Origin of the sequence: Streptomyces sp. NBC_00557, assembly GCF_036345995.1 — a bacterium.
Taxonomy (GTDB): Bacteria; Actinomycetota; Actinomycetes; order Streptomycetales; family Streptomycetaceae; genus Streptomyces.
Genome location: NZ_CP107796.1, coordinates 1,896,582 through 1,922,446 on the forward strand (window position 1 = coordinate 1,896,582; position 25,865 = coordinate 1,922,446).

A 25,865-nucleotide genomic window follows, 5' to 3' on the forward strand; every position below is an offset into this window, starting at 1 on the left:
CGCACGGCACGCACCGCCCGCGCAGCGCCCCGGGCCCTGTGCCCGAGCGCTCCCGGAGCCTCCCCTCCGCATGCTTGACAGTTCACCTCGAGCGTGCGGGACTGGGAGGGCGAAGCCGGGCGGAACAAGTCGGGGGTGAGTCTTCTGCCGGAGCTGCGCTACCCCACCGTTCCCGAACTGGTCGCCTCCGCTCAGGCGTTGGCCGCTCAGGAACCCGGGCTGTGCTCGCTCAGGCAGGTCGGCGTCTCCCGCGCGGGAAGGCCCCTGCACCTGCTGTCGGTGGGACATGCCCGGCGGGCGGTGTTCGTGGTCGCCGGCGCGCACGCCAACGAGCCGGCCGGCGGCTCCACCCTGCGGGTGCTGGCCGAACGCGTCCTCGCGGAGCGCGAGTTGCGCGCCGACACGTCCTGGCACTTCCTGCTGTGCGCGGATCCGGACGGCGCGAGCCTGCATGTGACACCGGCGCCGCGCAGCCTGCTCGACTACCACCTCGGCTTCTACCGGCCGACGGGCGCCGAGCAGCCGGAGTGGTCGCCGTCCGTGCTGCCGCCCGACCGGCTGCCGCCCGAGACCCGGACGCTGACCGGGGTGATCGACGAGCTGCGGCCCTACCTCCAGGTCACCCTGCACGGCACCGATCTCGGCGGCAGCTGGGTGCAGCTGACCAGGGACGTGCCCGGGCTCGCCGAGCCGTTCGCCAAGTCGGCCGCGCAGCTGCACATCCCGGTGGAGACGGGCGCCTCCGACGCCGCCGGCTGGCCGGCCTCCGCCCCCGGTGTGCATGTCATGCCCGGCCCGGAGACGGGCGCCGCGTACCCGAGCATGCCGGACGACGCGCGGCACAGCACCTGGTACCACGCGCACCGGTACGGCGGTCTGACGGCCGTGGTGGAGGTGCCGATGTGGGCCAGCGACCTGGTCGACGACCCGGCGCCGCACCCGGCGCCGGCGGCGGCGATGCGGCGCCTGGCGAAGCGGCTGCTGCGGGACTCGAGGGAGGTGGAGCGGATCCTCGCCGAGGCGCTGCCCCGCCTCGACGGGGTGGACGGCCCGCTGCTGCGGGCGGCGCGCTGGGCGCTGGAGCTGGTCCCGGGGCTCGCCGAGGACTGGATCCACACGCCGCCCGCCGGGACGACGATGGCGTACGTCGGCAGTGTGGACGCCTTCGGACGGCGGCTGCCGCTGCGCGCGGCGGCGATGCTGCTGCGGGTGCTGCGGGAGGCGGACGACCGGGCGGCGCCCCGGCTGGAGCGGCTCGTGGCCGACTGGTGCGACGCCTTCGCGGAGCGCTTCCGGGCCCGCTGGGTGCCGCTGGAGCACCAGGTGGAGCACCAGTCGCGGACGGTCCTGGTGGCCGCCCAGCAGGCCCGCGAGCGGGCGGTGTGAGCGGCGTGGACCCACACCACCCGCCCGGCACGCCGTCCCCGCCCGGCACGCCGTCCCCGCCCGGCACACCGTCGCCGCCCGGTCGGCCGTCAGCCGTCAGCCGTCCAGCTCGAACACCGCCCCCGTGCGCGCCTCCATGGTGCACGTGTTGGCGTAGGTCTCCTGGAAGTCGACCGGCCGGCCGTTCCAGCGGCCGTACGCGCGGGCGGTCACCGGGGCGTAGATCATCGGACAGAAGACGTGCTTGGGCGGGATGCGGCCGATGTCTCCGCCCGCGGCGGCGAGTTCGGCGCAGGCCTCTTCCGAGTGGGCGTCGCGCCGGGGCAGCCCGCACAGCAGGAGGGCGTGGCGGGTGGCGCCCCTGCCCGCTTCGGCCCGGGTGACGGTGAGGTAGAGCCAGTTGCCGTGTCCGTGGGCGCGGGTGGCCGCGGCGGCCGGGCCCGCGGCGAGGAGCCCGGCGGCCGCCAGCAGGGCCCCGCCCGCCGCCGCCGCTCTGGTGAGATACGTCATGCCCCCTTGCATCGGCACACCGGCCGGTGTTCCGCAGTGCGGCTCACCCGATCGGGACGGCACGCGCGCGTGCGTTCGAACAGCGCCGGCCGGCGCCGGTCAGCTCGCGGCGAGCCGGTACGCCACCCGGCCGAAGGCGACCTGGTCGCCCTCGCGGACCACGACCGAGCCGATCACCCGGCGGCCGTTGACGGTGGTGCCGTTGGTGGAGCCGAGGTCCCTGAGGACCCACACACCGCCCTGCCGGCGCAGCTCCGCGTGCACGCGGGAGACCGTCTCGTGGTTCAGGCGCAGCCCGTTGGCCGGGTCGCGGCCGATGCGCAGCGGGTGGGTGTGCGCGGGGTGCGGCAGCAGCAGCTTGGGCAGCCGCTCGGCCTGCCAGGCCCGGCGCAGCCGTACGGTGAACCCGGAGACGGCCTCGACGGTGCCGAGGACCGCGCGGGAGAAACGGTTCTCGCGGGGCAGGTCGGCGACGAGGGCGGCCAGTTCGTCGGCGCGGCGGGCGGCCAGCGCCAGCTCCATGCGGCGCACGAACGTGTCGTGCGAGAGCCGGCCCATGGCGACGCCGTCCCGCAGCACCCGCAGCGCCTTGTCCCGTTCCGCGTCCGACAGCCGCGCGGGGTACGTGGAGAACTCGAAGGACGACGTCACGCTGGTGATTGTCGGGCAGTGGACCCCGGGTGTCCAGAAAACGGGGAATCGGCGCCGGTCTGCGGGTACTTCCACGACACCCGGCGGGAAAGGACGGATTCGACGCCTGATTGATCGTTCCGGCGGGCACGATGGGGACGCGGGACATCACGGTGAGCAGGCGAGAGATCACAGACGAAGGGGAACCGTCCGTGCAGTTCGAGGTGTGGGCACCGCAGGCAGACCGAGTGACGCTCCATTGCGAGGGCGGCGCGCGCGCGTTGGCGCGCGATCCCGAGCGCGCCGGCTGGTGGACGGGGGAGGCGGAGGCCGCGGACGGCACCCGGTACGGATTCGCGCTGGACGACGGTCCCGTGCTGCCCGATCCGCGCTCGCGCCGCCAGCCGGACGGCCCGGACGGGCTGAGCGCGGTGCTGGACCACGGACGGTACGCGTGGCGGGTGCCGTGGGCGGGGCGCGGGCTGCCGGGCGCGGTGCTGTACGAGCTGCACGTGGGCACGTACACCCCCGAGGGCACTTTGGACGCGGCCGCGGCCCGTCTGGAGCACCTGGCGGAACTGGGCGTCACGCACGTGGAGTTGATGCCGCTGTGCCCGTTCCCCGGGCGGCACGGCTGGGGGTACGAGGGGGTGTCGCTGTGGGCGGTGCACGAGCCGTACGGCGGCCCCGAGGCGCTGAAGCGTTTCGTCGACCGGGCGCACGAACTGGGGCTCGGGGTGGTCCTGGACGTCGTCCACAACCATCTGGGGCCTTCCGGCAACTATCTGCCGCGGTTCGGGCCGTACTTCACCGACACCCACACCACGCCCTGGGGTTCGGCGGTGAACCTGGACGCGCCCGGCTCGGACGAGGTGCGCGCGTTCCTCGTCGGCAGCGCGCTGGCGTGGCTGCGGGACTACCGGATCGACGGCCTGCGCCTGGACGCGGTGCACGCGCTGTACGACACGCGCGCGGTGCACTACCTGGAGGAGCTGTCCGCGGCGGTGGACGGCCTCGCCGGGGAGCTGGGGCGCCCGCTGTTCCTGATCGCCGAGTCGGACCTCAACAACCCCCGGTTCATCACCCCGCGCGCGGAGTCCGGCCTCGGGCTGCACGCGCAGTGGAACGACGACTTCCACCACGCCCTGCACACCGCGCTGACGGGCGAGTCGCAGGGCTACTACGCCGACTTCGCGCGGGCGCCGTTCGCCGCGCTCGCCAAGACCCTGACCGGCGGCTACTTCCACGACGGCACCTACTCCAGCTTCCGCGGGCGGCACCACGGCCGGCCCCTGGACCGCGCGCGGGTGGCCGGGCACCGGCTGGTCGGCTACGGCCAGACCCACGACCAGGTCGGCAACCGCGCCCAGGGCGACCGGCTCTCCGCCCTCCTCTCCCCCGGCCTGCTGGCCTGCGCGGCCGCGCTGACGCTGACCTCGCCGTTCACGCCGATGCTGTTCATGGGCGAGGAGTGGGCGGCGGGCACGCCCTGGCAGTTCTTCACCGACCACACCGATCCCGAGCTGGCCGAGGCGGTACGGCAGGGGCGGCGGCGGGAGTTCGCGGCGCACGGCTGGGCCGAGGAGGAGGTACCGGACCCGCAGGACCCGGCGACCCGCGAGCGGTCCTGCCTGGACTGGTCGGAGCCGCAGCGCGAGCCTCACGCGCGCGTGCTGGACTGGTACCGCAGGCTGATCGCGCTGCGCCGCGAGCAGCCGGACCTCACCGATCCGGACCTGGCCGACACCAAGGTGGCGTACGACGAGAACGCCCGCTGGCTGGCCTTCCGGCGCGGTGACGTGTGCGTGGCGGTGAACCTGGGCAAGGCGCCGGCGTCCATCCCGCTCGGCACCCGTCCCGCGGAGGTCCTGGCGGCGTGGGAGCCGGTGGCGACGCCGGACGAGAACGGCCTGCTCCAGGTGCCCGCGGAGTCCTGCGTGGTGCTGGCGCAGCCCTGAGACCGCGCGGTCCCCGGCGCCGGCGGGCTACGGCTCCGGTCCTCGGCGCCGACGGGCTACGGCTCGGTTCCGTCCTCCTTGAAGTCGGACAGCCGCTCCAGCAGGATCGGCTCCCAGGCGCGCCGCAGTTGCGTCCGCAGCAGGACCGGGGAGCCGCCCCCACGCCCCTCCAGGTGGTCGGCGAGGCGGATGACGGCGTCGCAGCGGGCCAGCCACAGGCCGCGCAGGCAGGGGCGGGCGCCGTAGCCGGCGAGGGTGGCGGCGCGGACGGCCGCGGGCGAGCCGACGGCGACGGCCAGCCCGGCGATGTCCTCGGCCGGGTCGCCGAGGGCCGCCTGGGTCCACTCGAGGATGCCGCGCACCCGCCCGTCGGCGCTGACCACCACGTGCTCGCCGGTCAGGCCGTGGTGGGTGAGGACGGCGGTGCCGGGCTGCGCGGCGAGCTGGGCCGCGCCCGCCGGGGGCAGCTGGAGCAGCCGGGCGGCGTCGAACTCGTCGGCGGCGGCGAGCCGTTCGGCCGCATGCACGGCCATGCGGCGCAGCGCCTCCAGGGAGCGCGGCGCGGTGCGCGGCACGCCGAGCGCCTCCGCCTGCCGTGCGGGCACCGCGCGCAGCCCCTGCAGCAGCCCGGCGAGGTCGGCCTCGCCGACTGCGGAGACGTCGTGCTCGTCGGCCGTGCCGCCGGGCACCTTGGTGTCGAGGGTGCAGGCGAGTCCGGGCGCCCACTCGCCGTGGGCGACGCTGACGGGGACGGTGACGGGGACGTGCGGGCGGACCAGGTCGCGCACCCGCAGCTCCCGGCGGCGCGCCACCGAGGCCTCGCGGTCGGGCGCGAGGCGCAGCACATGGCGGGTGCCGACCCACCAGGTGTACGCGCGGTCCTCGGTCACGGGCCGCACGTCCGGTCCCTTGGTGCCGTCGCCGTCCTTGAGCAGCGAGCGGACCAGTCTGCGGACGCTGTCCGCGGTGGGTGTCGGTGCCTGGGTCATGGATCGCGGGTCGCCGTTCCGGGTGTCGTCGAGGGGTGTCTCCTGGGCCTCTCAGTCCACTATGACCATCTCACGGGTGGTGTTGTTCAAACGGCGGACGCCGTCCTCGGTCACCGTGACGATGTCCTCGATGCGCACCCCGAAGCGGCCGGGCAGATAGACGCCGGGCTCGACGGAGAAGCACATGCCGGGCACGAGGGGCTGCTCCTCGCCCTCGATCATGTACGGCGGTTCGTGCGTGGTGACGCCGATGCCGTGCCCGGTGCGGTGGATGAAGTACTCGCCGTACCCGGCGTCGGTGATCACCGCGCGGGCGGCGCGGTCCACCTCCTGGCAGGCGGCCCCGGGCCGTACGGCCTGGCAGCCCTGCTCCTGGGCCTCGCGGACGATGTCGTGCACCCGGCGCTCCTCCTCGCTGGGCTCGCCCACGTGCACGGTGCGGGTGGTGTCGGAGCCGTAGCCGTCCATCAGGCCGCCGAAGTCCAGGACGACCATGTCGCCGCGCCGGATGACCCGGTCGCCGACCTCGTGGTGCGGGTTGGCTCCGTTGGGGCCGGAGCCGACGATGGTGAAGTCGACCTGCTCGTGGCCGAAGCGGCGCAGCAGGCCGGCGAGGTCGTGGCCGACGTCGGACTCGCGGCGGCCGGCGAAGGGAACTTTGCGGATCTCCTCGAACGTGGCGTCGGCGGCCGCTCCGGCGGCGGCGAGGAGTTCCAGTTCCGCGGCGTCCTTGACGGCGCGCAGCATCGGGAGGGCGTCGGTGAGAGCGGCGTAGGAGGTGTCCGGCAGGGCCCGCTGGAGGCCCAGCAGGTGCATGGCCCAGGTGTTGTCGCTGATGCCGAAGCGGCCGTGGCCGTCGAGGAGGCCGGCGGTGACGGCGTAGGGATCCGTGCCGTCGGTCCAGTCGCGCAGGGTGAGCGCGGACGCGCCGGTGGCGTGCTCGGCGTCCGGCGCCTCCAGGGTCGGCACGACGAGCACGGGGTCCTGGCCGGGCGTGAGCACGAGCAGGGTGAGCCGTTCGGTGACGGCGGTGGGCGTGTAGCCGGTGAGCCAGACCATGTCCGGCCCCGGCGCCACGAGCAGCCCCGCGAGACCGGCGTCGGCCGCGGAGCGCGCGGCACGCTCCATGCGGGCCCTGTAGTCGGCGGCGGTGAAGGTCGCGGGCGTGCTACCGGTCATCCGGGCCTCCGGGTGCGGGTGGGGAAACGGGCGTCGGCGTCTCGGGCAGCATCCTGCCCGGCCGGACAGGGTCGCGCGAGCCGGTCGCCGCTGCTCCCCGCGGGGCGCGGTCGGCTCGGAAGGGACTCGGCATGGGGCCATCATGGCGTGCAGGGCCCACGGTGACCAGCGGGTTTCCCGGGGTGACCGAGAACGTGTGGGGCGGCGGCCGGCGCCGGTCCGCTCAGGTCACCACGCCCGGGGAAACCGTCAACTGCTGGTAGCGCCCGCTGCTGTGACGCACGGTGAGGAGCACCTGCCGGCCGGGCCGGGCACCGGCGACGGCGCGGGCGAGGTCGGCCGCGCCGTCGACGCGGGCGGAGCCGAACCGCAGCACGACGTCGCCGCGGACCAGGCCGGCCGTATAGCCGGGTCCGGGCACGTGCACGCCCACGACCAGCGCGCCCGCCTTCTCGGCGTCGACGGCCTCGACGCCCAGGGTGGCCCCGGGCGCGGCGGCCGGGGCGGGGCCCGGGCCGGCGGCGGGGGCGGTGGGCGCGGCCCGGTCCGGGGGTGCGGCCGGCGGGGCCTGGTGCCGCAGCTCGGCGAGCCTGCTCAGGCCGATCACCGTGGCGCCGACCGTGCCGATGCCGACGCCGGCCAGCACCAGCAGGGTGCCGGTGCACACGCCGAGGATCAGCGCCCGCAGCCGCCGCGCGCGACGCGGCTCGGCGTGCGGGCGGTGCGGCGCGCCGGGCGCGGGGCCGCTCTCCCGCGGGTCCTGCCCGGGCATCGCCTTGGGACGCAATGCTGTGTATTCCATGGTTCGCTCGCCTCCGGCTGATGCTCTACCCGGGGCGCCGGCCCGCGACGATACACGAACGAGTGAGACTGGCCGAAGGCCGACGGAGGGTAGTCATGGCAGGCGGGGGCGGGCGTGCGGGCGCCGGCGCGGGCCCGGGGCCGGGTCGGCGGCGGGCCGGCTCGCCCGGCCGGGGTGACGTCCGGCGCCCGGCGGTCCGGGGCCCGGCGGTTCGGGGCCGGGTGGTTCGGGGCCGGGGCATGTCCCCGGCAGGCGTCCCGGACGGCCTGCCGGGGCCCGGTGGATGTCAGCCGGTGTGCCCCTCTCCGTGGCCGCCGTGGGCGCCGCCGTGGTCGAACTTCATCGCCTCGGCCGGCATGACGACGAAGGGCCGCATCATGCCCATGTCCTCGTGCTCCAGCAGATGGCAGTGGTACATGAACCGGCCGTACGCCCCGTCGAAGCGGCCCATGACCCGCAGCATCTGGCCGCCCGGCACCCGGAAGACGTCCTTGTTGCCGCGCTCGTTGGGCGCGAGCGGGATCGGCCGCCCGGCGTCGTACCGGATCGGCGTGCGGGTGCCGCCGGCGGCAGGGTCGAAGCCGGAGACGTCGTAGGCGTCCCGGCCGAGCAGCTGGAAGTCGGCCAGATGGATGTGCATGGGGTGCACGATGGGCGCGAGGTTGAGGAAGCTCCACTGCTCGTAGCCCCCCTCGGCGATGGTGAAGCCGAGGCCGTCGTTGAACGTCCTCGAGGTGCGCCGGTACGTCTTCGTGGTGCCGTCGGGCCCGGTGACCTGCACGATGCCGTCGGCCGGTAGCCGTAGTCCGGCAGGGTCCCCGACCTCGGTCAGCTCCCAGATCTCCGGGTGGCCGCCGGCGCCCTTGGTGGCGGGCGGGGTGAGCAGGACCAGCCGGTGGCCGTGCGGGAGGTCGTGCGTCAGGCGGCGGAAGGAGCCGGAGAGCACCTCGGGCAGCTCGAAGGGGTCCTCCTCGCAGCTCTCGCGGACCCGGAACTCCAGGACGTCCGGGTAGCGCACGTCGCCGGCCGGGTCGGGCACTCCCGCCGGCTGGTCGGGCCCCTTGTTGACCAGCCGCAGCGTCCGGCCCGCCAGCGCCCGGAAGTCGACCAGCAGGTCGAACCGCTCGGCCGGTGCGACGGTCAGCGTGGGCAGGTCCCCGTCGAAGTCGACCGGCACCGGGCGGGGCAGCAGCCCGCCGTCGCTGCCGATCTGGTGCACGGCGCCCGGCACCGGCTCGCCGTCCTCGTCGATCAGCACCAGCTCGAAGATGCGCGCGTTGGAGGCGTTGACCAGCCGGAAGCGGTACCAGGCGGCGTCCACCTCGGCGTAGGGCCAGATGCGGCCGTTGACCGTGGTGTAGGGGCCGGTGAAGGGCAGGGAGACCGGTTTTCCGGTCTCCGGGTTGCTCTGCTGGACGATCACCGTCTTGTGCAGCAGCCGGCCGTTGAGGCGGCCGTCCTCGTCGGTGTCCAGGTTGCGGTCGGCGAGGAGCAGCGGTATCTCCCGCTCGCCGGACGGCAGCCGCAGGGCGTCCTCCTCGTCGTCCCGGACGAGGTAGGTGCCGTACAGACCCGTCATCACGTTCCACCGCGTGATGTTCATGGCGTGGTCGTGGTACCACCACTGCACCGCCTGGTGGTCGTTCGGGTACTCCGACAGCTGGGCGTCGCCGTGTCCGACGGCGTTGTCCGCCCAGCCGTCGTTGCCGCCGCCGGTCTGGGCGCCGTGCAGATGCGTCACCGTCCAGGCGGGCAGTGCGGCGACGTCCTTGTCCGGCTCGACGCCCTCGCGGCCCGGCTCGGTGGAGGCGGGCGGGGTGCCGGGCGCGCGGCCGGGCACCTCGACGGAGGTGACCGGGTACTCGGCGTCCTTCGGTATGCGGTTGGTCCAGGCGACGCGGATCCGCTGTCCGCGCCGCACCTCGATGGTCGGGCCCGGGACATGGCCGTCGTACCCCCACATCAGGGTCGGGGGCAGCTGGGGGTGCAGGCGCACCCAGGTCGGCCGGATGGCGATCTCGGTCTCGCACAGCACGTCGTCCGCGGCGGGACGCAGGACGGGCGGGACGGTCAACGGCGCCAGATACGGCGTCAGTTGGTCCGCCGGTAACGGCTGCTGCTGCCCCGCGGTCGTCTCGGTGAGCCGGTCGATGGTCTCGGTCACGGTGGAACACCCCCCGTGTGTTCGCGGTCTTGTTGTTCCCCTTACTCCACAAGACTCCCGAGGACTCACCGAAGTTCCCAGAATGCCCCGTTCCGTACGCGGAGATTCGGCGACCGTCAGCCGAGGGAGAGGGCCGGTACGGCGGGGGCGCGGCCGGGCAGGAAGCCGTGGGTGCGGCGGGCCAGCCACTCGGCCTTGTAACGGTCCACGCGCCGGTGCCAGTTGAGGATTCCGGCCATCCAGTTCTGCAGGCCGCGGACATAGCCGTCCACGGCGGCCCGCCCCGCCTCCGGCAGTTGGAAGTCGTCGTAGAGGACGGGCAGTTCGTGCTCGACGACGTGCTCGAACTGCTGCATGCGCTGGGTGTTCAGGTCGTGGACCACGCGCAGGGCGGTCGGATGGTCCACGCCGAAGAAGTTCTGGACGACGAGAACGGAGTTGTGGATCTCGCCCTCGTACTCGACCTCCTTCTGGTACGAGAAGATGTCGTTGAGCAGACAGGCGTAGTCGACCGCGGCGTTCTCCAGGGAGCGCACCGGGCCGCTGCGGTACACCTCGGGCGGTACGGCCGGGCCGTGGCCCATCCGGCACAGGCCCAGCGTGAGGTCGGCGCCGAAGGTGGCGCGCCGCATCTCCAGGTAGTCGACCGGGTCGGGGATGCGGTTCTGCAGCTGGTTGGACAGCTCCCACACCCAGCTCTCGGTCATCGCGTCCACGGCGGCTTTCAGGCTGCGCCGCTCATCGGCGGTCATGCCGGCCGTCGTCCGCGTCCACAGGTCGGTGAGCCCGCGCTCCATCGCGTCGGCCGGGACGAGGTCCGGCTCCCCCTCGACGGGCATGCACCGCGACAGCCGGGCCGTGGTCAGACGGGCGGCGGCGAGGTCGCGGCGGTGGCCGTACACCAGCGGGTAGTAGTCGTCGCCGTACGTCCCCCAGGCGAGCCACCGGGCGCTGAGGTCGAGGGCCTCCTCGGTGGCGTCCGGGTCCAGGCCCGCCGAGCACAACGCCAGGTCGTAGGCGGCGAGCTTGTCCTCGTCCCACACGCCCTCCTCGAGGATGCCCATGCGGTGCGACCAGGCGGCGAGGTTCCGGCGGGCGCGATCGAGATGGGGGCTCAGCCCGAGCCGGTACGGCATGTGGAACTCGGGCACGATGCAGGGGCCGGCCTTCTGGAACGGCACGTGCGTGCAGGCGCGCAGGCGTTCCCGGGCGGCCGCGGCGAGGAGTGCGCCGACGTCGGCCGCCGAGGTGCCGGGGCCGCTCGGCGCCTGCCACGGGGAGCTGCCGCGCGCCCGCTGGTTCATGTAGCGGCTGGAGCGCATGTGCCACTCGTGGCCGCCGGACTGCCAGTCCTGCAGGCCCTTGGTGTAGGCGGCGACCGCGGCCACCTGGTCCGGGGTGAGGCCCTTCTCCAGGGCCACGGCCGGGACCTCGGTGAGGGCGGTGTGCTCGAACTGGTGCAGGCGTGAGGTGAGGATGTCGTTGACGGTGTCGGCGGCCTCCTGTGTCGTACAGCCGAAGAAGGTCTCCAGGACGAGCACGCCGTTGCTGTTCTCGCCCTCGTCCTCGACCTCGCGCTGGTAGGAGAACAGGTCGTTGCGCAGGTGGACGGCGTCGGAGAAGGTCTCCATGAGGACCCGCAGCGGGCGGGTGCCGGCGACGGCGGCGGGCACCTCGGCGGTCGCGTACTCCACGAGCCCGGCCGACCAGGGGGCGCCGCCCACCTTGCGGCGCATCTCGATGTACTCGACCGGGTTGGCGATCCGCCCCTCGTTGATGTTCGACAGCTCCCACATCGACTCGTTGAGCAGGTGCTCGGTGGCCACGGAGAAGCGGCGGCGCCAGTCCGCCGACATCGACGGCACCGTGCGCGCCCACAGGTCCTTCAGGCCCGCCTCGACGGGGTTCTCCGGCTCGGGCACGGGGGCCGCCGGGTCGAGCGGCATGAACAGCGGCAGCCGGTCCAGGTGGGCCTTTCCGGCGGCACGGTCCTGGGTGCGCTTGTACATGTCGAGGAAGTGGTCGTCGAAGAAGAACACCCACACGTACCAGTCGGTGATCAGCGAGAGGGCGGGGCCGTCGCAGTCGGGGTGGGTGCAGGCGCACAGGAGCCCGTAGTCGTGCGCCTCCAGGTCGGCCTGCTCCCAGATCCCGGAGCCTTCCAGCATGCCCGTCTCGCGCGCCCACGCGGTCGAGTGGGCCCGGGCCTCGTCGAGGTGCGGGTTGAGCCGCGCGGGATACGGCATGTAGAAGTGCGGGAGTTCGAACGGCTGCGTCATGGCCGGGCCCTACCCGCACCGCCCCGGCACGCATCCGCCGCGCGAAACATGATCACACCATCGCGTGAAATCCCCCGGAACCGGAACCCGGGCCGTCCGTGGAGGCGTTCACCTGCCCCTCCCCCCTCCGCGCCCTTGCCCTGCCCCCGCTCGCGGGTCACGGTAGGCGCATGACCCGCATCGTGCTGCCCCATGAGGTGCACGGCGACGGCGCCCGCAAGGCGTTCGCCGTGCACGGCTGGTCCGGCCTGCCCGGCTCCCGCGAGGCCCGGGACGCGTCCGGCGCGTGCACGGCGGCCGGGCCGGCCGGCGAGAAGGAGCGGCGGTGAGCACCGGCGGGACCCCGCCCGTGCCGGACGTGTTCGATCCCCGCCGGTACGCCGTCGGGGTGCCGTACGACGACTACCGTCTGCTGCGCGATCACCATCCCGTCGCCTGGCAGGAGGAGCCGGAGGTGCTGGGCTGGCCGGCCGGGCCGGGGTTCTGGGCGGTGACCCGGCACGCGGACGTCGTCCGGGTGCTGAAGGACGCGACGACCTACTCCTCCCGCCTCGGGGCGACCCAGATCCGCGACCCGGACCCTGAGGACCTGCCGTTCATCCGGCGCATGATGCTCAACCAGGATCCGCCGCAGCACGGCAGGCTGCGGCGGCTGGTGAGCCGGGCCTTCACGCCGGGCCGGGTCGACCGGTTCGCGGCCGTCGCCCGGGAGCGGGCGCGCACGCTGCTCGCCGGAGCGCTGGAGCGGGCCCGTGCGGGGGACGGCACCGTGGATCTGGTGGCCGCCGTCACCGACGAGTACGCCCTGCTCAACCTCGCGGATCTGCTGGGCGTCCCGGAGAGCGACCGGCGGCTGCTGCTGCACTGGACGCAGCGGGTGATCGGCTACCAGGATCCGGAGGAGGCCGGCCCTGTGGTGCTGGACGCGGCGGGCACACCGGTCAATCCGCGCTCCCCGGCGATGCTGAAGGACATGTTCGCCTACGTCGGACAGCTCGCCGCGCACAAACGGCGGTTCCCCGACGACGACATCATGACGACGCTCGCCCACGACGCGGAACTCGCCGGTGCGGAGCTGGAGATGTTCTTCTTCCTGCTGACCGTCGCCGGCAACGACACCGTGCGCAGCGCGGCCCCCGGCGGGCTGCTGGCGCTCGCGGAGCACCCGGAGGCGTACGGGTTGTTGCGTGCCGGCACGGTGGGGATCCCCTCGGCGGTCGAGGAGTTGCTGCGCTGGCATCCGCCCGTGCTGACGTTCCGCCGGACCGCCGCGCGGGACACCGAGCTGGCGGGGCGGCGGATCCGGGCCGGGGACAAGGTCGTGGTCTTCCACGCCTCGGCCAACCGGGACGAGCGGGTCTTCGCCGGTCCCGGCCGGCTCGACCTGACCCGCTCGCCCAACCCGCACGTGTCCTTCGGCGGCGGCCCGCACGTCTGCCTGGGCGCCCACTTCGCGCGGCTGCAGCTCCGGCTGCTCCACGAGGAGGTGCTGCGCGTCCTGCCGGAGCCCCGGCTCGCCGCGCCGCCCGGGCGTCTGGTGTCGAACTTCATCAACGGCATCAAGTCCCTGCCGCTACGGGTCACTTGACGTCGGCCTGGATCAGCGCGTGGGTGCCGGCGGTGCGCCAGCGCCGGCCCTCGGCCGCCACCAGGGCGGCCTCGGTCGCCGCCGGCAGGCCGGTGATCACGTCCGACTTCAGGGTGCGCAGCGCGGCGACCGGGCCGGGAAAGTACGCGGTCGTCTCGTGGAAGGGCGTGGTCGGCGGCCACAGCCGGTCGCCCACCAGGCGCCGGTAGTTGAGGTCGCCCTTGAACAGGGTCAGCGTGGCCGCGGCGAACTCGGCGCGCAGGTCGTCCGGCATCTCCTCGTACCCCAGCGGGGCGCAGGAGAAGGGATGGGCGCGCACGGTGAGGCGGCCGTCGGCCATGGCCGACCACAGCACGCGCGCGTACCCGGCGGCCGCGCCGGGCACCGCGCGCAGCCGGTGCAGGGCGTCGACCACGTCGGCGGTCGTGGCGTCGGAGACGTAGTACGGGTGTGGCTTGACGTGCAGGACCGCCCGGGCGGTCCGGCCCTCGGCGAGGAGATGGGCGATCAGCAGCAGGTCGGGGACGAGTTCGCGGCCCGCGTTGTCCGCGACCAGGACCAGCGTGGCCGTACCGTCGGGCGGCAGCAGCGACCACAGGGCCTCGCTGTCGTCGGCGACCAGCGCGGGCGCCGGGTCGCGGGACTCGGCGCCTTCGGCGGAGAGCCGGAAGCCGAGGTCGGCGCGGTTGCCCCAGAGCGAGCCGTGCAGCAGGGCGTGCGCCCGCCGCTCCTCGGGCAGGCCGGACAGGGTGTCCAGCGCGGCCAGTTCCTCGGCCGTCTCCGGCGCGTCCAGTTCGGCGCGCTTGAACGGGCGGAAGGGGTCGATGCCCTGCCAGGCGCCGGGGCCGAACCAGCCGACGGCGTCGAGCAGCCGGCGGTAGAAGTAGCTCTCCGCCCACAGCCACGGCACGTCGTACCAGGAGCGCCCGGCGCAGCCGGCCAGCCCCCACTCCTGCCAGCGGTCCCGGTCCGGGGCGTCGGCCGGGAGCGGCTCGACCGTCCCTTCAGCGCAGTTCTCGAGCAGCTCGTCCAGGGCCCGATGCTGCCCGGGGCCGTACGGGAAGGCGTCCCGTACGCGGCTGATGATCGCCGGGTGCCGCTCGGCCAGCACGCTGTGCGGGAAGGAGCCGGGTTCGTTGCCGAGAATCACGGGTGCGAACGGGGTGGAGGGCATGTCCGTCACCGTATCGCGCGGGTCAGGCCGTTCTGATCTCCCGCTCCAGCTGTGTGGCGAGGCTGATGTAGCGGGGACGGCGGTGCACCGGGACCAGGCCCCGGATCAGCAGGTACCACATCTCGGCGACCCGGCGCGGCAGCCGTCCCACCGGTTCCAGCGAGCGGCCCGCGACGCGGGTGCCGACGAAGAAGGAGACCAGGGAGTGCGCGACGATGCCGACGTCGAGATCGCCGTGCACGTCGGACTCCCTGACGGCGCCGGTGAACTTCCTGGTTGCGAACTCCAGCCACTCGGCGAACGGGTGCCGCAGGGGCGGCCGTACGGCGACGTCGGCGGTGGCGAGGCGGAGTGCGGCGCGCGGCACCGGGTCCTCCACGGCGAGCCGGGCGATGCCGAACGTGGTGCGGATCAGGGCCTCCAGCGAGGAGCAGCCGCGGCCCTCGATCTCGGCGACCAGCGTCTTGGCGGCCTTGGCGTTGAGTTGGAGGATGGCGCGGGCGAGGTCTTCCTTGGCGGCGAAGTGGAAGTACAGCGCGCCCTTGGTGACCTTCGCGTGTGCGACGATGTCGCTCAGGCTCGTGGACTCGTAGCCGTGCCGGTCGAACAGGTCGGCCGCGGCCGTGATGATCGTTGCCCGGGTCTGCTCGGCGCGTAACTGCCTCGCCATCGTGTGACCCCTCCTCGCGACTCATACGAACGGGACGTGCGGTTTGTTTTTGGCTCCCCGGACACCTTAACCCACCGAGCACCGACGGCAATCGGCCGCCGGCCGGCGTCAGGTCACGCATCACCGGCGGATCCGGCGGGGAGAGGCCCCGGCGGTTCGTGAACGACGAGACCAGGACGGTTCCCCCTTTCCTTGCCCGGTGGCCCCCGGCGACCTCGGAAGGGACCGGTGCCCGACCCATGATCGCCACCATACGCAGCCCGCGGCCGGCTCCTCAACGGGGCCTCGAAGCGGGCGCGAAACAGCCGAACCGGTCGGTGTTTTGCGCCCCGGGTGCACCGATGCGCCGACGGTGCGCCGACCGCCGTCACGACCCGGCTTCCGCATCCGCCGGGGGCCGGGGATCTTTCCCGCCACGGCGTCAGGGGCCCCTGCGCGCACAGACGGGCGGCGCCCCCGGTGAGATCCTCACCGGGGGCGCCGCCCGCGCAGTGCGTCCGCGACGACGCCGGACTGGCTCTTCGTCAGGCGAGAGGCGTCAGTTGACGAAGACCGGGGCTCCGCCGTCCGTCACCGGCGCGTACTTGGCGGAGAAGTAGCCGCTCGAGAAGCACAGCGACGAACCGGAGACCTTGCTGAACTGCTGGTTGGTGAAGCTGATGCTGTTGTCGGCGTTGTCGGCCTTCCCGGTGAGCGAGGGCGCCTGGTAGACGCAGGTGACGGAGCCCAGCAGGGTGCGCAGCTTCACCGTGGTCTGGATCGTGGAGCCGGCGGCCGGGCTGACGGTGAGGGTGCCGTCGGAGGCGACCGTGGCCGAGTAGGGCAGGTTGTCGACGGTGATGCCGCTGACACCGAGCACGCCGGTGACGTTGCTGGTGCAGGAGCTGCTGTCGAAGGTGTGCGCGGTGACGGACTCGGTGGCCGTGCCGGGGGCGCTCGGATTGCCGGTGACCGTGGCGGTGAACTGGGAGGACGTGCAGGTGACGCCGCTGGTGCCGGTCGCGCTGGAGCGGAACGCGGCGGAGGTGCCGGAGGCCAGCGGGGCGGTGAGGGTGTCGCCGGCCGCGACGGCGGTGCCGCCCGCGCCGCCGGTGGTGAGGACGGCGCCGCCGTCGGCGGAGGCGGGTGCGGCGACCGCGAGGGCGAGTGCGGTGGCGGTGCCGGCGAGGGCGAGAAGGGATCGCGTGCGCATGCGGGTGCCTCTTTCCTGAGTGGGGTTCGGATGAGGTGTTCGTGCCGTCGGCGCAGGGCCGTCGCGCCTTCTCCGTACGCGACGGCCCGCGGTGGCGGCGGTCCGGCGCCGGCCGAAGGCCCCGGGGGGAAGGGCCTCCGGCCGGGCCGGCGTGCAGCGGCCCGGCACCGCCGGGGGGAAGGGCGGTGCGGGGCCGCGGTGATGGGAAACGGTTGCTGCGATCTGCTGCGAGCGGCCGGCTCGGCGGCCGGGAGACACGGCCGGTGCCGCTCGGCGGATCCGGCGCCACGGATCCGTGAAGCAGGGCAAGTTGTAGACCTGATCGAGCGTCAACGTCAAGGCGGGCCAGGACAGTTCGGCGCGTGATCGCAGCTCGCGCACATCCGGCACCCTTTTTTCACATCTCCCTTGACCCCCCGAAGTAACCGGCGGTAACTTCCTCGAAAGGCTACTGCCGCGTAACGAGAAAGCCCTTGCTCCGCCGGGGTGCGAGGAGGCGTACGCGGCCGTCGCTGTCCGCGCCAGGACACACGCCGCTGAAGCCCAGCCCGCAGCGATCCACGCCCATGGGAGCAGACATGGCCTCGTCCCCGGACGTCCCGTCCGTCGGCAACACCCCCGAGAACCCGGAGAACGCCTCCCCCTCCGGAACACCGCCCGCGCCCGCCGCCGGGCAGAGACGGGGCCGGGTCCGGGCCCGCCGGGCCGCGGTGATGGCGGTCCCCGCCACCCTCGTCGCCGCCGGTCTCGCGGTGCTCACCGCGCAGGGCGCGCTGGGCGTGCAGTTCGCGATCTCCGGCATGCCGTTCACCGTCACCGCGACCGACCTCCGGGGAACCGGTTTCGAGCAGTTCGGCGGGCTCGACACCATGGCGGACGGCAGCCCGAACGCCGGGGACACCGGCGGCCAGGTGCTGGTGGTGACCTCCGCGATCAAGAAGGCCACGCTCGACCACCTGTGCCAGAGCGTGGACCTCGGCGGCACCAACCTGCTCATCACGGCGGGCGGCGGCGCGGACAAGGTGCGGGCGAACGATCTGACCACCGACTCCACGGAGCTGTCCGGCAACGCCGCCTTCCGCAACATCGAGATCGGCAACGACGCCAGCACTCTGACCAAGGCAGGCGTGAAGGGGCCGATCGGCGTGTTCAGCCAGCAGGCCGACACCGTGCACATCGCCAACCTGCGGCAGACCAACTACGCGACGACGGCAGGGGTGTTCAAGCTCCCCGGTCTCAAGCTCCGCTTCAGCGACTCGGGGTGCTGATGAGCACGGCCGGCCGTCCGCGTCCGGGGGCGCGGGCCGCCTTCCGGGACTGGCGGGCCCGCCGGCCGTTCTGGGGCGGGCTGCTGCTCGCCCTGGCCGGCGGCGAGATCCTGCTCACCGAGAAGGCCTCACTGAAGGTCGTGATGCACATCGGCATGCAGGGAGCGGCCGGCTACCTGCTGCCGACGCTGATGGCGCTGCTCGGCCTGCTCGTCCTCTTCAACCCCGCGCAGCGGCTCTTCTACTCCATCACCGGCGTCCTGCTCTCCCTGGGCACCTGGGTGACGTCCAACCTCGGCGGCTTCTTCATCGGCCTGCTGCTGGGCGTCACCGGCAGCTGCCTCGCCTTCGGCTGGCTCCCCGACCAGGAGCCGCGCGTCAGCCGCCGCGAGCGCCGCAAGCAGGCACGGGCGGCGGCGCGCGCCCGGACCGAGGACGCGGCGGAAGCGGAGAGCGCGGCCGCCTGACGGCCCTTCGGCCCAGCGGACCGTAGGCGCCCACACCAGATGCAGCCGAGCGGGCAGTGCAGGCCGGCCGCCGACGACGACGACGGGAACTTTCCCGGTGTGCCGTCAGTTTCTGGACTGACTACCGACATTGCTGCCGGTGTGCGGGGGACTGTCCGGCCTGCGCCGTACCGGTGATGCCAGTGATACGAGGAGTGCGCATGGCCCTGTGGGACCGAGTCAAGGAGTCTGCGTCGCAGATGCAGACCCAGTTGGTGGCGAAGAAGAACGACCTGAAGAGCGGCGCGTTCCGCGACGCGAGCATGGCGATGTGCGCCCTCGTGGCGGCCGCCGACGGTACCGTCGATCCGTCGGAGCGGCAGCGGGTGGCGCAGCTCATCGCGACGAACGAGGTGCTGCAGAACTTCCCGGCGGACGACCTGCGGCGCCGCTTCGAGGACAACCTGAACAAGCTCACGGCCGACTTCGCGTTCGGCAAGGTGAGCGTGCTCCAGGAGGTCGCCAAGGCGAAGAAGAAGCCCGCCGAGGCGCGTGCGGTGATCCAGATCGGCATCGTGATCGGCGGAGCGGACGGCGACTTCGACAAGACGGAGCAGGCCGTGGTGCGTGAGGCCTGCTACACGCTGGAGCTGCCGCCGCACGAGTTCGACCTCTGAGCCGTGGCCGGCTGCGGGCACGGCCGGTCCCGCAGGCCCGTGGGGGATGCCGTACGGCTCACAACTCCGCCAGCCGGGCAAGGAGTTCCGTCGCCGCGGTGATGTCTCCGGTGAGCGGGCGGTCCTCGGTGTCCGCGGGGAGGCGGGCCGCCGCGACGGTGTAGACGGAGATGGGGGGTGACACCGGACGCAGGCGCAACGCCCGGACCGCCTGGACGAGTTCGCAGGCCAGGACCGTCGCGTAGGCGGCGGTGGCGCGTGCCGTCTGGTGGGCCGCCTGGCCCGCGAAACCGGCGGCCTCCTCCAGGCCGTGGGAGAGGACGGCGTGACCGGCGGAGGCGGGCGCGGCTGCGCTCGAACGCAGGTCGGCGAGGGCGGAGTTGGCGGTGTACTCCAGGATCATCGTGCCGGAGCTGCCGGCAGCGCCGCCGGCGAGGAAGGCGGGCAGGCCGGTCAGGTCGGTGCGGCTCAGCGCGGACAGCCGGGCGGCGGAGAGCTGGGCGGTCTTCAGCAGGGCCAGGTTCAGGCCGTCCAGCGCCAGCGCGAGGTGCGCGGCGAAGAAGCCGCCGTGGTGGTAGAGGTGCCCGTCGGGGGTCAGAACCGGGTTCTCCGTGGCGCAGTTGATCTCGGTCTCGACGATCCGGCGCAACGCGTCCGAGGCCTCCAGGGCGGCCCCGTGCACCTGCGGGAAGGCGCGGAAGCCGTAGGGATCCTGGATGCGGCGGCCGGCGGTGACCGGCCGGTCGGGCATGCCGAGCAGCCGCCGTACCTCGGCGGCGGCGCGGGCCGGGCCCGGATACGGCCGCAGGGCGTGCACCGGTGCCGCGTACGCCTCCGGTGAGCCGGAGACGGCGGCGAGGGACAGCGCGGCGACCGCGTGCGTGGCGCGCAGCAGCAGGTCCGCCTCGTGCGCGGCGAGCGCGGACTGGGCGAGCGTGAGGGCGTTGCTGCTCAGCAGGGCGAGGGCGTCGCCCGGGCGGAGGGTGACGGGTTCGGGCAGGTCGAGGTGCGGCCTCGCACCGCGGGAGGGGCTGTCGTCCGGCCGATGCGGGTGCGTGGTGGCCGGTTCCGCGGTCGGCTGTGCCCCTTCGGGGCGCTGCCCCGCCGTCAGCCAGGGACGTTCCCCCAGCAGGGTCAGGCCGGTCTGGGCCAGTGCCGTCAGGTCTCCGGTGCCGACGGCGCCGTAGGCGTTGATCGCCGGGTGGGCGTGGCGGCGGAGGGCGTCGGTGAGGGCGGTGACGAAGCAGGGGTGGATGCCGGAGCCGGCGGCGAGGAGCTGGTTGGCGCGGACGGCGAGCATCGCGCGGACCGGGCGGGCGGGGAGCAGGGGGCCGGCGCCGCCCGCGTGGCTGCGCAGGAGCCGCAGACCGTGGGCCGTCTCCTCACCGGGGTCGACGAGCACGGAGCGGTGGGCGCCGACGCCGGTGCCGCGGCCGTACCAGCGGCCGGCCGCGGCGAGCCGGTCGGCCGTCTCCCGGGCCCGGCGGACCCGGTCCAGCGCGGCCGGGTCGACGGCGGGTTCGGCGGTGCCGTCGGCGAGCCGGACCAGATCGGGCAGCGTGAGGCCGGTGCCGTCGAGCACGACGCGGGCGCTCCCCGTCTCCGGGGGCACCCGCGTCGGCACGTCCATGTCGTACGGGAGCGAGTGGTCGTCAGGCGAGGCCCGCGGACTTCAGCCAGGCCTTGGCCACGTCCATCGGGTCCTTGTTCTGGACCTGCACCTGGGTGTCCAGGTCGAGCAGGGTCGTGGTGTCGAGCTTGGCGGAGACCGCGTCGAGCGCGTCGGCGCCCTTCTGGGACAGGGCTCCCTTGTAGACGAGGGGCTGGACGTTCTCGAAGCCGAAGAGGTTCTTCGGGTCCTGCAGGACGACGAACTTCTCCTTGGAGATGGTCGGGTCCGTGGTGAAGATGTCCGCGACCTGCACGGCGTTCTTCTTCAGCGCGGCCTGGGTGAGCGGCCCGCCGGCGTCGAGCGCCTTGAACGACTTGAACTCGAGGCCGTAGACCGACTTCAGGCCCACCAGGCCCTGCTGCCGGGTCTGGAACTCCGGCGAGGCGCCGATGACCAGGTCCTTCGCGATGTCCTTCAGATCGGCGATGGTGGACGTGGAAGTCAGGTGGTACTTCTTCGCGGTGGCCGCGTTGACCGTGACCGAGTCCTTGTCCTCGGCGGGCGAGGGCTTGAGCAGGGTCAGCTTGGAGTCCAGCTTGGCCTCGATGGCCGCGGTGGTGGCGTCGGCCGTCTTCGGCGCCGCCTTGGGGTCGAGGTAGGCGAGCAGGGCGCCGTTGTACTCGGGCAGCACCTTGATGGCGCCGTTCTTGATCAGCCCGTAGGTGGTCTCGCGGCTGCCGATGTTCGGCTTGTAGGCGACCTTGATTCCCTTGGCCTTCAGGGCCTCGCCGTAGATGTCGGCGAGCAGGGTGGACTCGGGGAAGTTGTTGGAGCCGACGACCACGGTGTCGCCGCTTGCCTTGCTGGTGTCCGTCAGCGGGTTGCCGCCGGACTTGTCGTTGGAGGAACAGCCCGCCAGCAGAGCCGTCGTCGCCGCGAGGGCGACCACCGCCGCGCCTCGGTTCCTCCGGATGGACCTGCTGATGCGGTTGGTGGAAGTCACGCGCCGATCCAATCCAGCCGGTTCTCGGTCAGTCAAGTCCCGTGGATCACCGATTGGCCTCGATCTGCGGGCAGTTGTGGCGGCAGAGCGCGCACTTGTAACGCATTCTTGATGAAAGCCGCCCGCTTCACTCCTTGGAGCGACTGTAGTCTCTGGGCCGTTGACATCGGGGCACAGCGGTGTGACGGGGCCCGCTTCGGTGTCGGACACACCCCCGAGAAGGAGGCCCGGTGTCCACGGACGAAGTGGACGCGCCCGCCCGGCACGCCCACGGACGCGGCGGCACCACCGGTTTCGCCGATCGCTGGCCCTTCCGGCGCAAGCTCAACCTGCTGGTGGGCGTCCCGCTCGCGGTGATCGCCGTCCTGCTGTCGTATCTGTTCTCCGAGCTGGTGCGGCAGTCGGGCAGCGCCGCCTCGGCGGCCCGACTGGTGCGGGACAGCGCGCAGGTGGCGCGGCTGGTGGACCGGGTGGAGGCCGAGCACCAGCAGGCGATCCTGCTGTCCGCGCGGTACGAGTCCGGTGACGCCCGGCCGTCCGCGTCCGCCTACCGCGCGGCGCAACGGGCGGTCGACTCCCAGGTGGCGAGGGTGCGCACGGCCTTCGGCGACCGGCTGCCGGCCGGCGAGGCGCAGGCGCTGCGCGAGGTGGAGGGCCTGACGAGTCTGCGCACCTCGGTGGAACAGTCGTATCTGCCGGCCGACAACATCGACCCGGCCTACGCGGGCGCCGCCCAGCGGCTCATCGACGGCCTCGGTCTGGACCGCAACGCCGACCTGGCCGCCACCTTCACCGGCAACCTGCTGGACTCGCTGCTGCGCGCGGACGCCGCCCACGGCGCTTTCGAGACCAATGTGTTCGCCGCGACGACCGGGGACACCAACGCGCTGATCGAGTTCACCAGCGCGGTCGGCGCGTACGACCTCTACACCCACCAGGCCGACCGGTTCACCCGGTTCGCCTCCCCGGCGCAGGCCGAGCGGCTCGGCGGCATCGAGCACACCCCGGCACAGGGCGCCATCGCCCAGTCCTACGCCGAGTTGCAGGTCGGCGCCGGCGGGCTGCAGGCGAACGACCAGGCCGAGATCCGGCGGGCGGTGCAGGACGCGCTGGCCGACTACCCGTACTACCCCCAGGAGGCCGCCGCCCGGCTGAGGATCACCACCGCGCTGATCGGGGAGATCGCCGAACGGGCCGACCACGACGCCGGCTCCGCCCGCCGGCGGGCCGTACTGCTGCTGAGCGGCGCGCTGCTCGCGTTCGTGCTGTGGATCGCCTTCGCGGTGCTGGTACGGCGCTCGGTGGTGAGGCCCGTGCAGGCGCTCACCGGGGCCGCGCGGGAGGTCGCCGAGGCGGCGGGGCGCGAGCTGGCCCGGGTGGCCGACGACGACGCCGAGGACGACGGGCCGCCCCGGCTGCGGGATGTGCCGGTCACCGCGCGCGACGAGATCGGCGAGCTGGCCGAGGCGTTCAACCGGGTGCAGACCACCGCCGGGGCGCTGCTGGAACGGCAGGTGATCAGCCGACGCAACACCGCCGAGATGTTCGGCAACGTGGGCCGCCGGGTCAGCAACCTGACGACTCGTCAACTCGCGCTGATCGACGCGGTGGAGCGGGGCGAGACCGATCCGGCGCTGCTGGAGCGGCTGTACTCCATCGACCACATCGCCGTACGGCTGCGGCGCAACGCCGACAGCCTGATGCTGCTGGCCGGCATCCGCGAGACCGTGCTGGACGCGGAGCCGACCGCGCTGTCCAACGTGGTCCGGGCCGCGCTCGGGCAGATCGAGGGCTATCAGCGGGTACGGCTGTACGCGGCGTCGGACGCCGTGGTCGCCCCGGACATCATCGGCGACCTCACGCTGATGCTGGCCGAACTCCTGGAGAACGCCGTGACGTTCTCGCCCGAGGGCAGCCCGGTGGAGGTGACCGTCCGCGCCGGGGACGAGGGCGTGCACGTGGTGATCACCGACCACGGCCTCGGCATGAGCCCCGAGCGGCTCGCCGAGGAGAACGCGCGGATGGTCCGCCGCGAACGCCTGGACCTGGCGCCGACGAAGGTGCTCGGCCTGTTCGTGGTGGGCGCGCTCGCCCGCCGCTGGTCGATCGCCGTCACCCTGACCCGCACCCCGGGCGGCGGCGTGACGGCGGAGGTGACGTTGCCGGCGTCCCTGCTGCTGACGATGAGCCCACTGAGCGGGCGGGCAGACCCGGACACGACCGGCCCGGACGGGGGGTCCCCGGGGCAGCCGGCGCCGGGGCGGAGGCCCGCGACGCCGGTCAGGACGGCGCCGACCGACGCGGCGGCGCGGGGCGGACCCGCACCGGCGCAGACGACGGAGGGCGGGGACACCCCTGTGCCGGGCACCTCGCCGTCCCCGGACACCGGCCGGCCGGCACCCCCGGCCACGGACGCCCCGCTCCCCCGCCGCATCCCACGGCGTGAGCCGGCCGCTGAAGGGGAGCGGCCCACGGCCGGCGTGCCGTCGGACACGCATGCCTCCGAGCGGACTTCCGGCTCCGCCGCCGCCCGTCCTCTGCGTCGCCGCGTGCGTGGCGCAACCCTGCACACCACCGCCGGTGCCGCCCGAGCGGTGCCTGAGGCCGTCCGCATCCGGGACGCGGAGGCCGAGCGGGCCGCGCTGGAGGAGTTCGAGGCCGCCGTGGCCCGCGCCCTCCACGACACCGGTGACCACCCCCTGCCGCCGGAGGCTCCCGCAGCCGCCGACGCCGATCCGCCCCCGCAGGGGCCGCCCGCGCCCGGCAACGCGCCCGAGCCCGGCAACACCCCCGACCGAGCCCCCTCCCCCAAGGAGCCGAGAGTTGAGCACGTCGACAGGTGACACCCCGACGGGCGGCGGCCCCGCCGCGCCGAGTGATCTGCAGGCGGCCGCGGCCGACTTCGCCTGGCTGCTGAACCGCTTCGCGACCGAGACCGCGGGCGTCGTGGACGCGATCGCCGTGTCCTCCGACGGCCTGCTGATCGCCGTGTCCGAGCTGCGCGAGCACGCCGACTCCGAACGGCTCGCGGCGATCGTCTCGGGCATCACCAGCCTGGCCGCCGGCGCCTCCGGCAACTACGGCCTCGGCGGCCTCAACAAGGTCATCATCGACCTGGAGGGCGGCCATGTGATCGTCTCGGCGATCGGCAGCGGCGCCGTGCTCGGCGTCGTCACCGGCAAGGAGGCCAAGCTCGGCAACATCGCCTACGAGATGACCCTGTTCGCCAACCGCGCCGGCGCCGCGCTCAGCCCGCAGCTGGTGCTGGAGCTGAAGAAGTCCGTCGGCGCCCCGTCGGCCCGCTGAGCCGCCGTACGCCGAGAAAGCGCAGGTTCCCCCGATGGCGGACGGCATCCCCGGCCCCGACCCGGCCGGCCCCGCCCCCGCCGTACGGCCGTACCTGGTCACCGCCGGCCGGGTCGCGGACGCGGGCCGGGGCCGGGCCATGCCCCTGGAGACGCAGGTGGTCGCCACCGCCGCCGGTCTCGACGCGCTCGCCCGGCTCTCCTTCGAGCGGCACGACATCGTGGCCGCCTGCCGGCTGCCGCAGTCGCTCGCGGAGATAGCGGCCCGGCTGCACCTGCACCTGAACGTGGTCCGGGTCCTGGCCGAAGACCTGCGCGAGGCGGGGCAGCTGGCGGTGTACGTGCCCGACGCCGAGGCCACCCGCGACGCGTCCGTCCTGCGCAGGCTGATCGACGGCCTGCGGGCCATCCCCGACTCCTGAAGGGAACCGAGTGACACCGACTGAACCGCTCGTCCGGGACGCTCCCGCGGCCGGCGCCGTACGGCCGCCGCTGCCGGTGAAGATGGTGATCGCGGGCGGCTTCGGCGTGGGCAAGACCACCGCCGTCGGCGCGATCTCGGAGATCGAGCCGCTGACCACCGAGGCGTCGATCACCGAGGTCGCGGCCGGGGTGGACGACCTCACGCACACCCCGCACAAGACCACGACGACCGTGGCGATGGACTTCGGCTGCGTCACCGTCGACCCGACGCTGAAGCTGTATCTGTTCGGCACGCCCGGGCAGGAGCGCTTCGGGTTCATGTGGGACGACATCGTGGAGGGGGCCGTCGGCGCGCTCGTCGTCGTCGACACCCGGCGGCTGGACGACTGCTATGCCGCCGTGGACTACTTCGAGCACAAGGGCATCCCGTTCGCCGTCGCGGTCAACGCCTTCGACGGCAGGGTGGAGCACACCCTGGAGGAGGTCCGCTGGGCGCTGGACGTCTCCGACGGCGTCCCGGTCGTGGTGTTCGACGCCCGGGAGCGCGGCTCGGTGCGGGACGCGCTGCTCGTCGTCCTCGAGCTGGCGCTGGCCCGCACCGGGGCCTGAG

Annotated in this window: 23 protein-coding genes; 11 read left to right on the forward strand and 12 right to left on the reverse strand. The window is 73.7% G+C overall.

Features of this window, described 5'->3' with window-relative positions; translation table 11 throughout:
* Positions 1 to 135: 135 nt before the first annotated feature.
* Positions 136 to 1,386, forward strand: a complete 1,251-nt coding sequence (locus OG956_RS07665; protein WP_330337187.1) for a M14 family zinc carboxypeptidase — start codon at positions 136 to 138, stop codon at positions 1,384 to 1,386.
* A 96-nt stretch (positions 1,387 to 1,482) separates the two neighbouring features.
* Here the strand turns inward: OG956_RS07665 and OG956_RS07670 are convergent, their stop codons facing one another.
* Positions 1,483 to 1,896, reverse strand: a complete 414-nt coding sequence (locus OG956_RS07670) for an SSI family serine proteinase inhibitor (RefSeq protein WP_330337188.1) — start codon at positions 1,894 to 1,896, stop codon at positions 1,483 to 1,485.
* 99 nt (positions 1,897 to 1,995) lie between these two features.
* Positions 1,996 to 2,547 carry a DUF1707 and FHA domain-containing protein gene (locus OG956_RS07675; protein WP_330337189.1) on the reverse strand — a complete coding sequence of 184 codons (552 nt, stop codon included), beginning with the start codon at positions 2,545 to 2,547 and terminating at the stop codon, positions 1,996 to 1,998.
* Positions 2,548 to 2,738: 191 nt separating this feature from the next.
* On the opposite strand from OG956_RS07675, the gene treZ reads away from it, so the two are divergent.
* Complete coding sequence (gene treZ / locus OG956_RS07680; protein ID WP_330337190.1) at positions 2,739 to 4,484, forward strand: malto-oligosyltrehalose trehalohydrolase; 1,746 nt, start codon at positions 2,739 to 2,741, stop codon at positions 4,482 to 4,484.
* A gap of 56 nt (positions 4,485 to 4,540) precedes the next feature.
* On the opposite strand, the gene OG956_RS07685 is transcribed toward treZ, so the two are convergent.
* The 5 genes from OG956_RS07685 to cyc2 form a co-directional block, all read right to left on the reverse strand.
* On the reverse strand, positions 4,541 to 5,473 hold the full coding sequence (locus tag OG956_RS07685) for an aminoglycoside phosphotransferase family protein (RefSeq protein WP_330337191.1): 933 nt from the start codon (positions 5,471 to 5,473) through the stop codon (positions 4,541 to 4,543).
* 51 nt (positions 5,474 to 5,524) lie between these two features.
* A complete protein-coding gene (locus OG956_RS07690; RefSeq protein ID WP_330337192.1) occupies positions 5,525 to 6,652 on the reverse strand; it encodes an aminopeptidase P family protein in 1,128 nt (375 codons plus the stop codon).
* Between the two features lie 223 nt (positions 6,653 to 6,875).
* Positions 6,876 to 7,454 carry a PDZ domain-containing protein gene (locus OG956_RS07695; protein WP_330337193.1) on the reverse strand — a complete coding sequence of 193 codons (579 nt, stop codon included), beginning with the start codon at positions 7,452 to 7,454 and terminating at the stop codon, positions 6,876 to 6,878.
* Positions 7,455 to 7,740: 286 nt separating this feature from the next.
* Complete coding sequence (gene phsA, locus OG956_RS07700) at positions 7,741 to 9,618, reverse strand: O-aminophenol oxidase PhsA (RefSeq protein ID WP_330337194.1); 1,878 nt, start codon at positions 9,616 to 9,618, stop codon at positions 7,741 to 7,743.
* Positions 9,619 to 9,734: 116 nt separating this feature from the next.
* Positions 9,735 to 11,897, reverse strand: coding sequence for a germacradienol/geosmin synthase Cyc2 (gene cyc2 / locus OG956_RS07705; RefSeq protein ID WP_330337195.1), 2,163 nt, complete (start codon positions 11,895 to 11,897; stop codon positions 9,735 to 9,737).
* A 170-nt stretch (positions 11,898 to 12,067) separates the two neighbouring features.
* On the opposite strand from cyc2, the gene OG956_RS07710 reads away from it, so the two are divergent.
* Positions 12,068 to 12,226 (forward strand): hypothetical protein, encoded by a 159-nt coding sequence (locus OG956_RS07710; protein ID WP_330337196.1) that lies wholly within the window; start codon positions 12,068 to 12,070, stop codon positions 12,224 to 12,226.
* Positions 12,223 to 13,485 (forward strand): cytochrome P450, encoded by a 1,263-nt coding sequence (locus OG956_RS07715; RefSeq protein WP_330337197.1) that lies wholly within the window; start codon positions 12,223 to 12,225, stop codon positions 13,483 to 13,485. Before OG956_RS07710 ends, OG956_RS07715 begins: the two co-directional genes overlap by 4 nt.
* On the opposite strand, the gene OG956_RS07720 is transcribed toward OG956_RS07715, so the two are convergent.
* The 3 genes from OG956_RS07720 to OG956_RS07730 form a co-directional block, all read right to left on the reverse strand.
* A complete protein-coding gene (locus OG956_RS07720) occupies positions 13,478 to 14,659 on the reverse strand; it encodes a damage-control phosphatase ARMT1 family protein (RefSeq protein WP_330337198.1) in 1,182 nt (393 codons plus the stop codon). The two genes, OG956_RS07715 and OG956_RS07720, sit on opposite strands and share 8 nt — an antisense overlap.
* Positions 14,660 to 14,681: 22 nt before the next feature.
* The gene (locus tag OG956_RS07725; RefSeq protein WP_330337199.1) at positions 14,682 to 15,329 is read right to left on the reverse strand and encodes a ScbR family autoregulator-binding transcription factor; all 648 of its coding nucleotides are present in this window, start codon (positions 15,327 to 15,329) and stop codon (positions 14,682 to 14,684) included.
* 538 nt (positions 15,330 to 15,867) lie between these two features.
* Positions 15,868 to 16,521, reverse strand: a complete 654-nt coding sequence (locus OG956_RS07730; RefSeq protein ID WP_330337200.1) for a Tat pathway signal sequence domain protein — start codon at positions 16,519 to 16,521, stop codon at positions 15,868 to 15,870.
* A 578-nt stretch (positions 16,522 to 17,099) separates the two neighbouring features.
* Here OG956_RS07730 and OG956_RS07735 point away from each other — a divergent pair.
* The 3 genes from OG956_RS07735 to OG956_RS07745 all read left to right on the forward strand — a co-directional run bounded on the left by OG956_RS07735 (position 17,100) and on the right by OG956_RS07745 (position 18,912).
* The gene (locus tag OG956_RS07735; RefSeq protein WP_330337201.1) at positions 17,100 to 17,789 is read left to right on the forward strand and encodes a DUF6230 family protein; all 690 of its coding nucleotides are present in this window, start codon (positions 17,100 to 17,102) and stop codon (positions 17,787 to 17,789) included.
* Positions 17,789 to 18,256, forward strand: a complete 468-nt coding sequence (locus OG956_RS07740; protein ID WP_330337202.1) for a DUF6114 domain-containing protein — start codon at positions 17,789 to 17,791, stop codon at positions 18,254 to 18,256. The genes OG956_RS07735 and OG956_RS07740 overlap by 1 nt, the downstream gene beginning before the upstream one ends.
* A gap of 200 nt (positions 18,257 to 18,456) precedes the next feature.
* Complete coding sequence (locus OG956_RS07745; RefSeq protein WP_330337203.1) at positions 18,457 to 18,912, forward strand: tellurite resistance TerB family protein; 456 nt, start codon at positions 18,457 to 18,459, stop codon at positions 18,910 to 18,912.
* Positions 18,913 to 18,970: 58 nt separating this feature from the next.
* Here OG956_RS07745 and OG956_RS07750 read toward each other — a convergent pair whose 3' ends face one another.
* Positions 18,971 to 20,542 (reverse strand): aromatic amino acid ammonia-lyase, encoded by a 1,572-nt coding sequence (locus OG956_RS07750; RefSeq protein ID WP_330337204.1) that lies wholly within the window; start codon positions 20,540 to 20,542, stop codon positions 18,971 to 18,973.
* Between the two features lie 22 nt (positions 20,543 to 20,564).
* A complete protein-coding gene (locus tag OG956_RS07755; RefSeq protein WP_330337205.1) occupies positions 20,565 to 21,527 on the reverse strand; it encodes an ABC transporter substrate-binding protein in 963 nt (320 codons plus the stop codon).
* Positions 21,528 to 21,757: 230 nt separating this feature from the next.
* Here OG956_RS07755 and OG956_RS07760 point away from each other — a divergent pair, with 230 nt between their 5' ends.
* From OG956_RS07760 to OG956_RS07775, 4 genes are read left to right on the forward strand one after another with little or no spacing between them, the layout of a single operon-like run.
* Positions 21,758 to 24,370: a sensor histidine kinase gene (locus tag OG956_RS07760; RefSeq protein WP_330337206.1), complete on the forward strand. Its 2,613-nt coding sequence runs from the start codon at positions 21,758 to 21,760 to the stop codon at positions 24,368 to 24,370.
* Positions 24,351 to 24,833 carry a roadblock/LC7 domain-containing protein gene (locus tag OG956_RS07765; RefSeq protein WP_330337207.1) on the forward strand — a complete coding sequence of 161 codons (483 nt, stop codon included), beginning with the start codon at positions 24,351 to 24,353 and terminating at the stop codon, positions 24,831 to 24,833. Before OG956_RS07760 ends, OG956_RS07765 begins: the two co-directional genes overlap by 20 nt.
* A gap of 34 nt (positions 24,834 to 24,867) precedes the next feature.
* Positions 24,868 to 25,254: a DUF742 domain-containing protein gene (locus OG956_RS07770; protein WP_330337208.1), complete on the forward strand. Its 387-nt coding sequence runs from the start codon at positions 24,868 to 24,870 to the stop codon at positions 25,252 to 25,254.
* Between the two features lie 10 nt (positions 25,255 to 25,264).
* Positions 25,265 to 25,864 carry a GTP-binding protein gene (locus tag OG956_RS07775; protein ID WP_330337209.1) on the forward strand — a complete coding sequence of 200 codons (600 nt, stop codon included), beginning with the start codon at positions 25,265 to 25,267 and terminating at the stop codon, positions 25,862 to 25,864.
* The last annotated feature ends 1 nt before the right edge of the window (position 25,865 follow it).

Coding starts and splice junctions, on each gene's coding strand:
- OG956_RS07695 (WP_330337193.1), bottom strand. CDS start 7,454: ATGGAATACACAGCATTGCGTCCCAAGGCGATGCCCGGGCAGGACCCG.
- OG956_RS07735 (WP_330337201.1), top strand. CDS start 17,100: ATGGCCTCGTCCCCGGACGTCCCGTCCGTCGGCAACACCCCCGAGAAC.
- OG956_RS07770 (WP_330337208.1), top strand. CDS start 24,868: ATGGCGGACGGCATCCCCGGCCCCGACCCGGCCGGCCCCGCCCCCGCC.
- OG956_RS07740 (WP_330337202.1), top strand. CDS start 17,789: ATGAGCACGGCCGGCCGTCCGCGTCCGGGGGCGCGGGCCGCCTTCCGG.
- OG956_RS07670 (WP_330337188.1), bottom strand. CDS start 1,896: ATGACGTATCTCACCAGAGCGGCGGCGGCGGGCGGGGCCCTGCTGGCG.
- OG956_RS07745 (WP_330337203.1), top strand. CDS start 18,457: ATGGCCCTGTGGGACCGAGTCAAGGAGTCTGCGTCGCAGATGCAGACC.
- OG956_RS07685 (WP_330337191.1), bottom strand. CDS start 5,473: ATGACCCAGGCACCGACACCCACCGCGGACAGCGTCCGCAGACTGGTC.
- OG956_RS07690 (WP_330337192.1), bottom strand. CDS start 6,652: ATGACCGGTAGCACGCCCGCGACCTTCACCGCCGCCGACTACAGGGCC.
- OG956_RS07720 (WP_330337198.1), bottom strand. CDS start 14,659: ATGCCCTCCACCCCGTTCGCACCCGTGATTCTCGGCAACGAACCCGGC.
- OG956_RS07750 (WP_330337204.1), bottom strand. CDS start 20,542: ATGGACGTGCCGACGCGGGTGCCCCCGGAGACGGGGAGCGCCCGCGTC.
- cyc2 (WP_330337195.1), bottom strand. CDS start 11,897: ATGACGCAGCCGTTCGAACTCCCGCACTTCTACATGCCGTATCCCGCG.
- OG956_RS07725 (WP_330337199.1), bottom strand. CDS start 15,329: ATGGCGAGGCAGTTACGCGCCGAGCAGACCCGGGCAACGATCATCACG.
- OG956_RS07730 (WP_330337200.1), bottom strand. CDS start 16,521: ATGCGCACGCGATCCCTTCTCGCCCTCGCCGGCACCGCCACCGCACTC.
- OG956_RS07710 (WP_330337196.1), top strand. CDS start 12,068: ATGACCCGCATCGTGCTGCCCCATGAGGTGCACGGCGACGGCGCCCGC.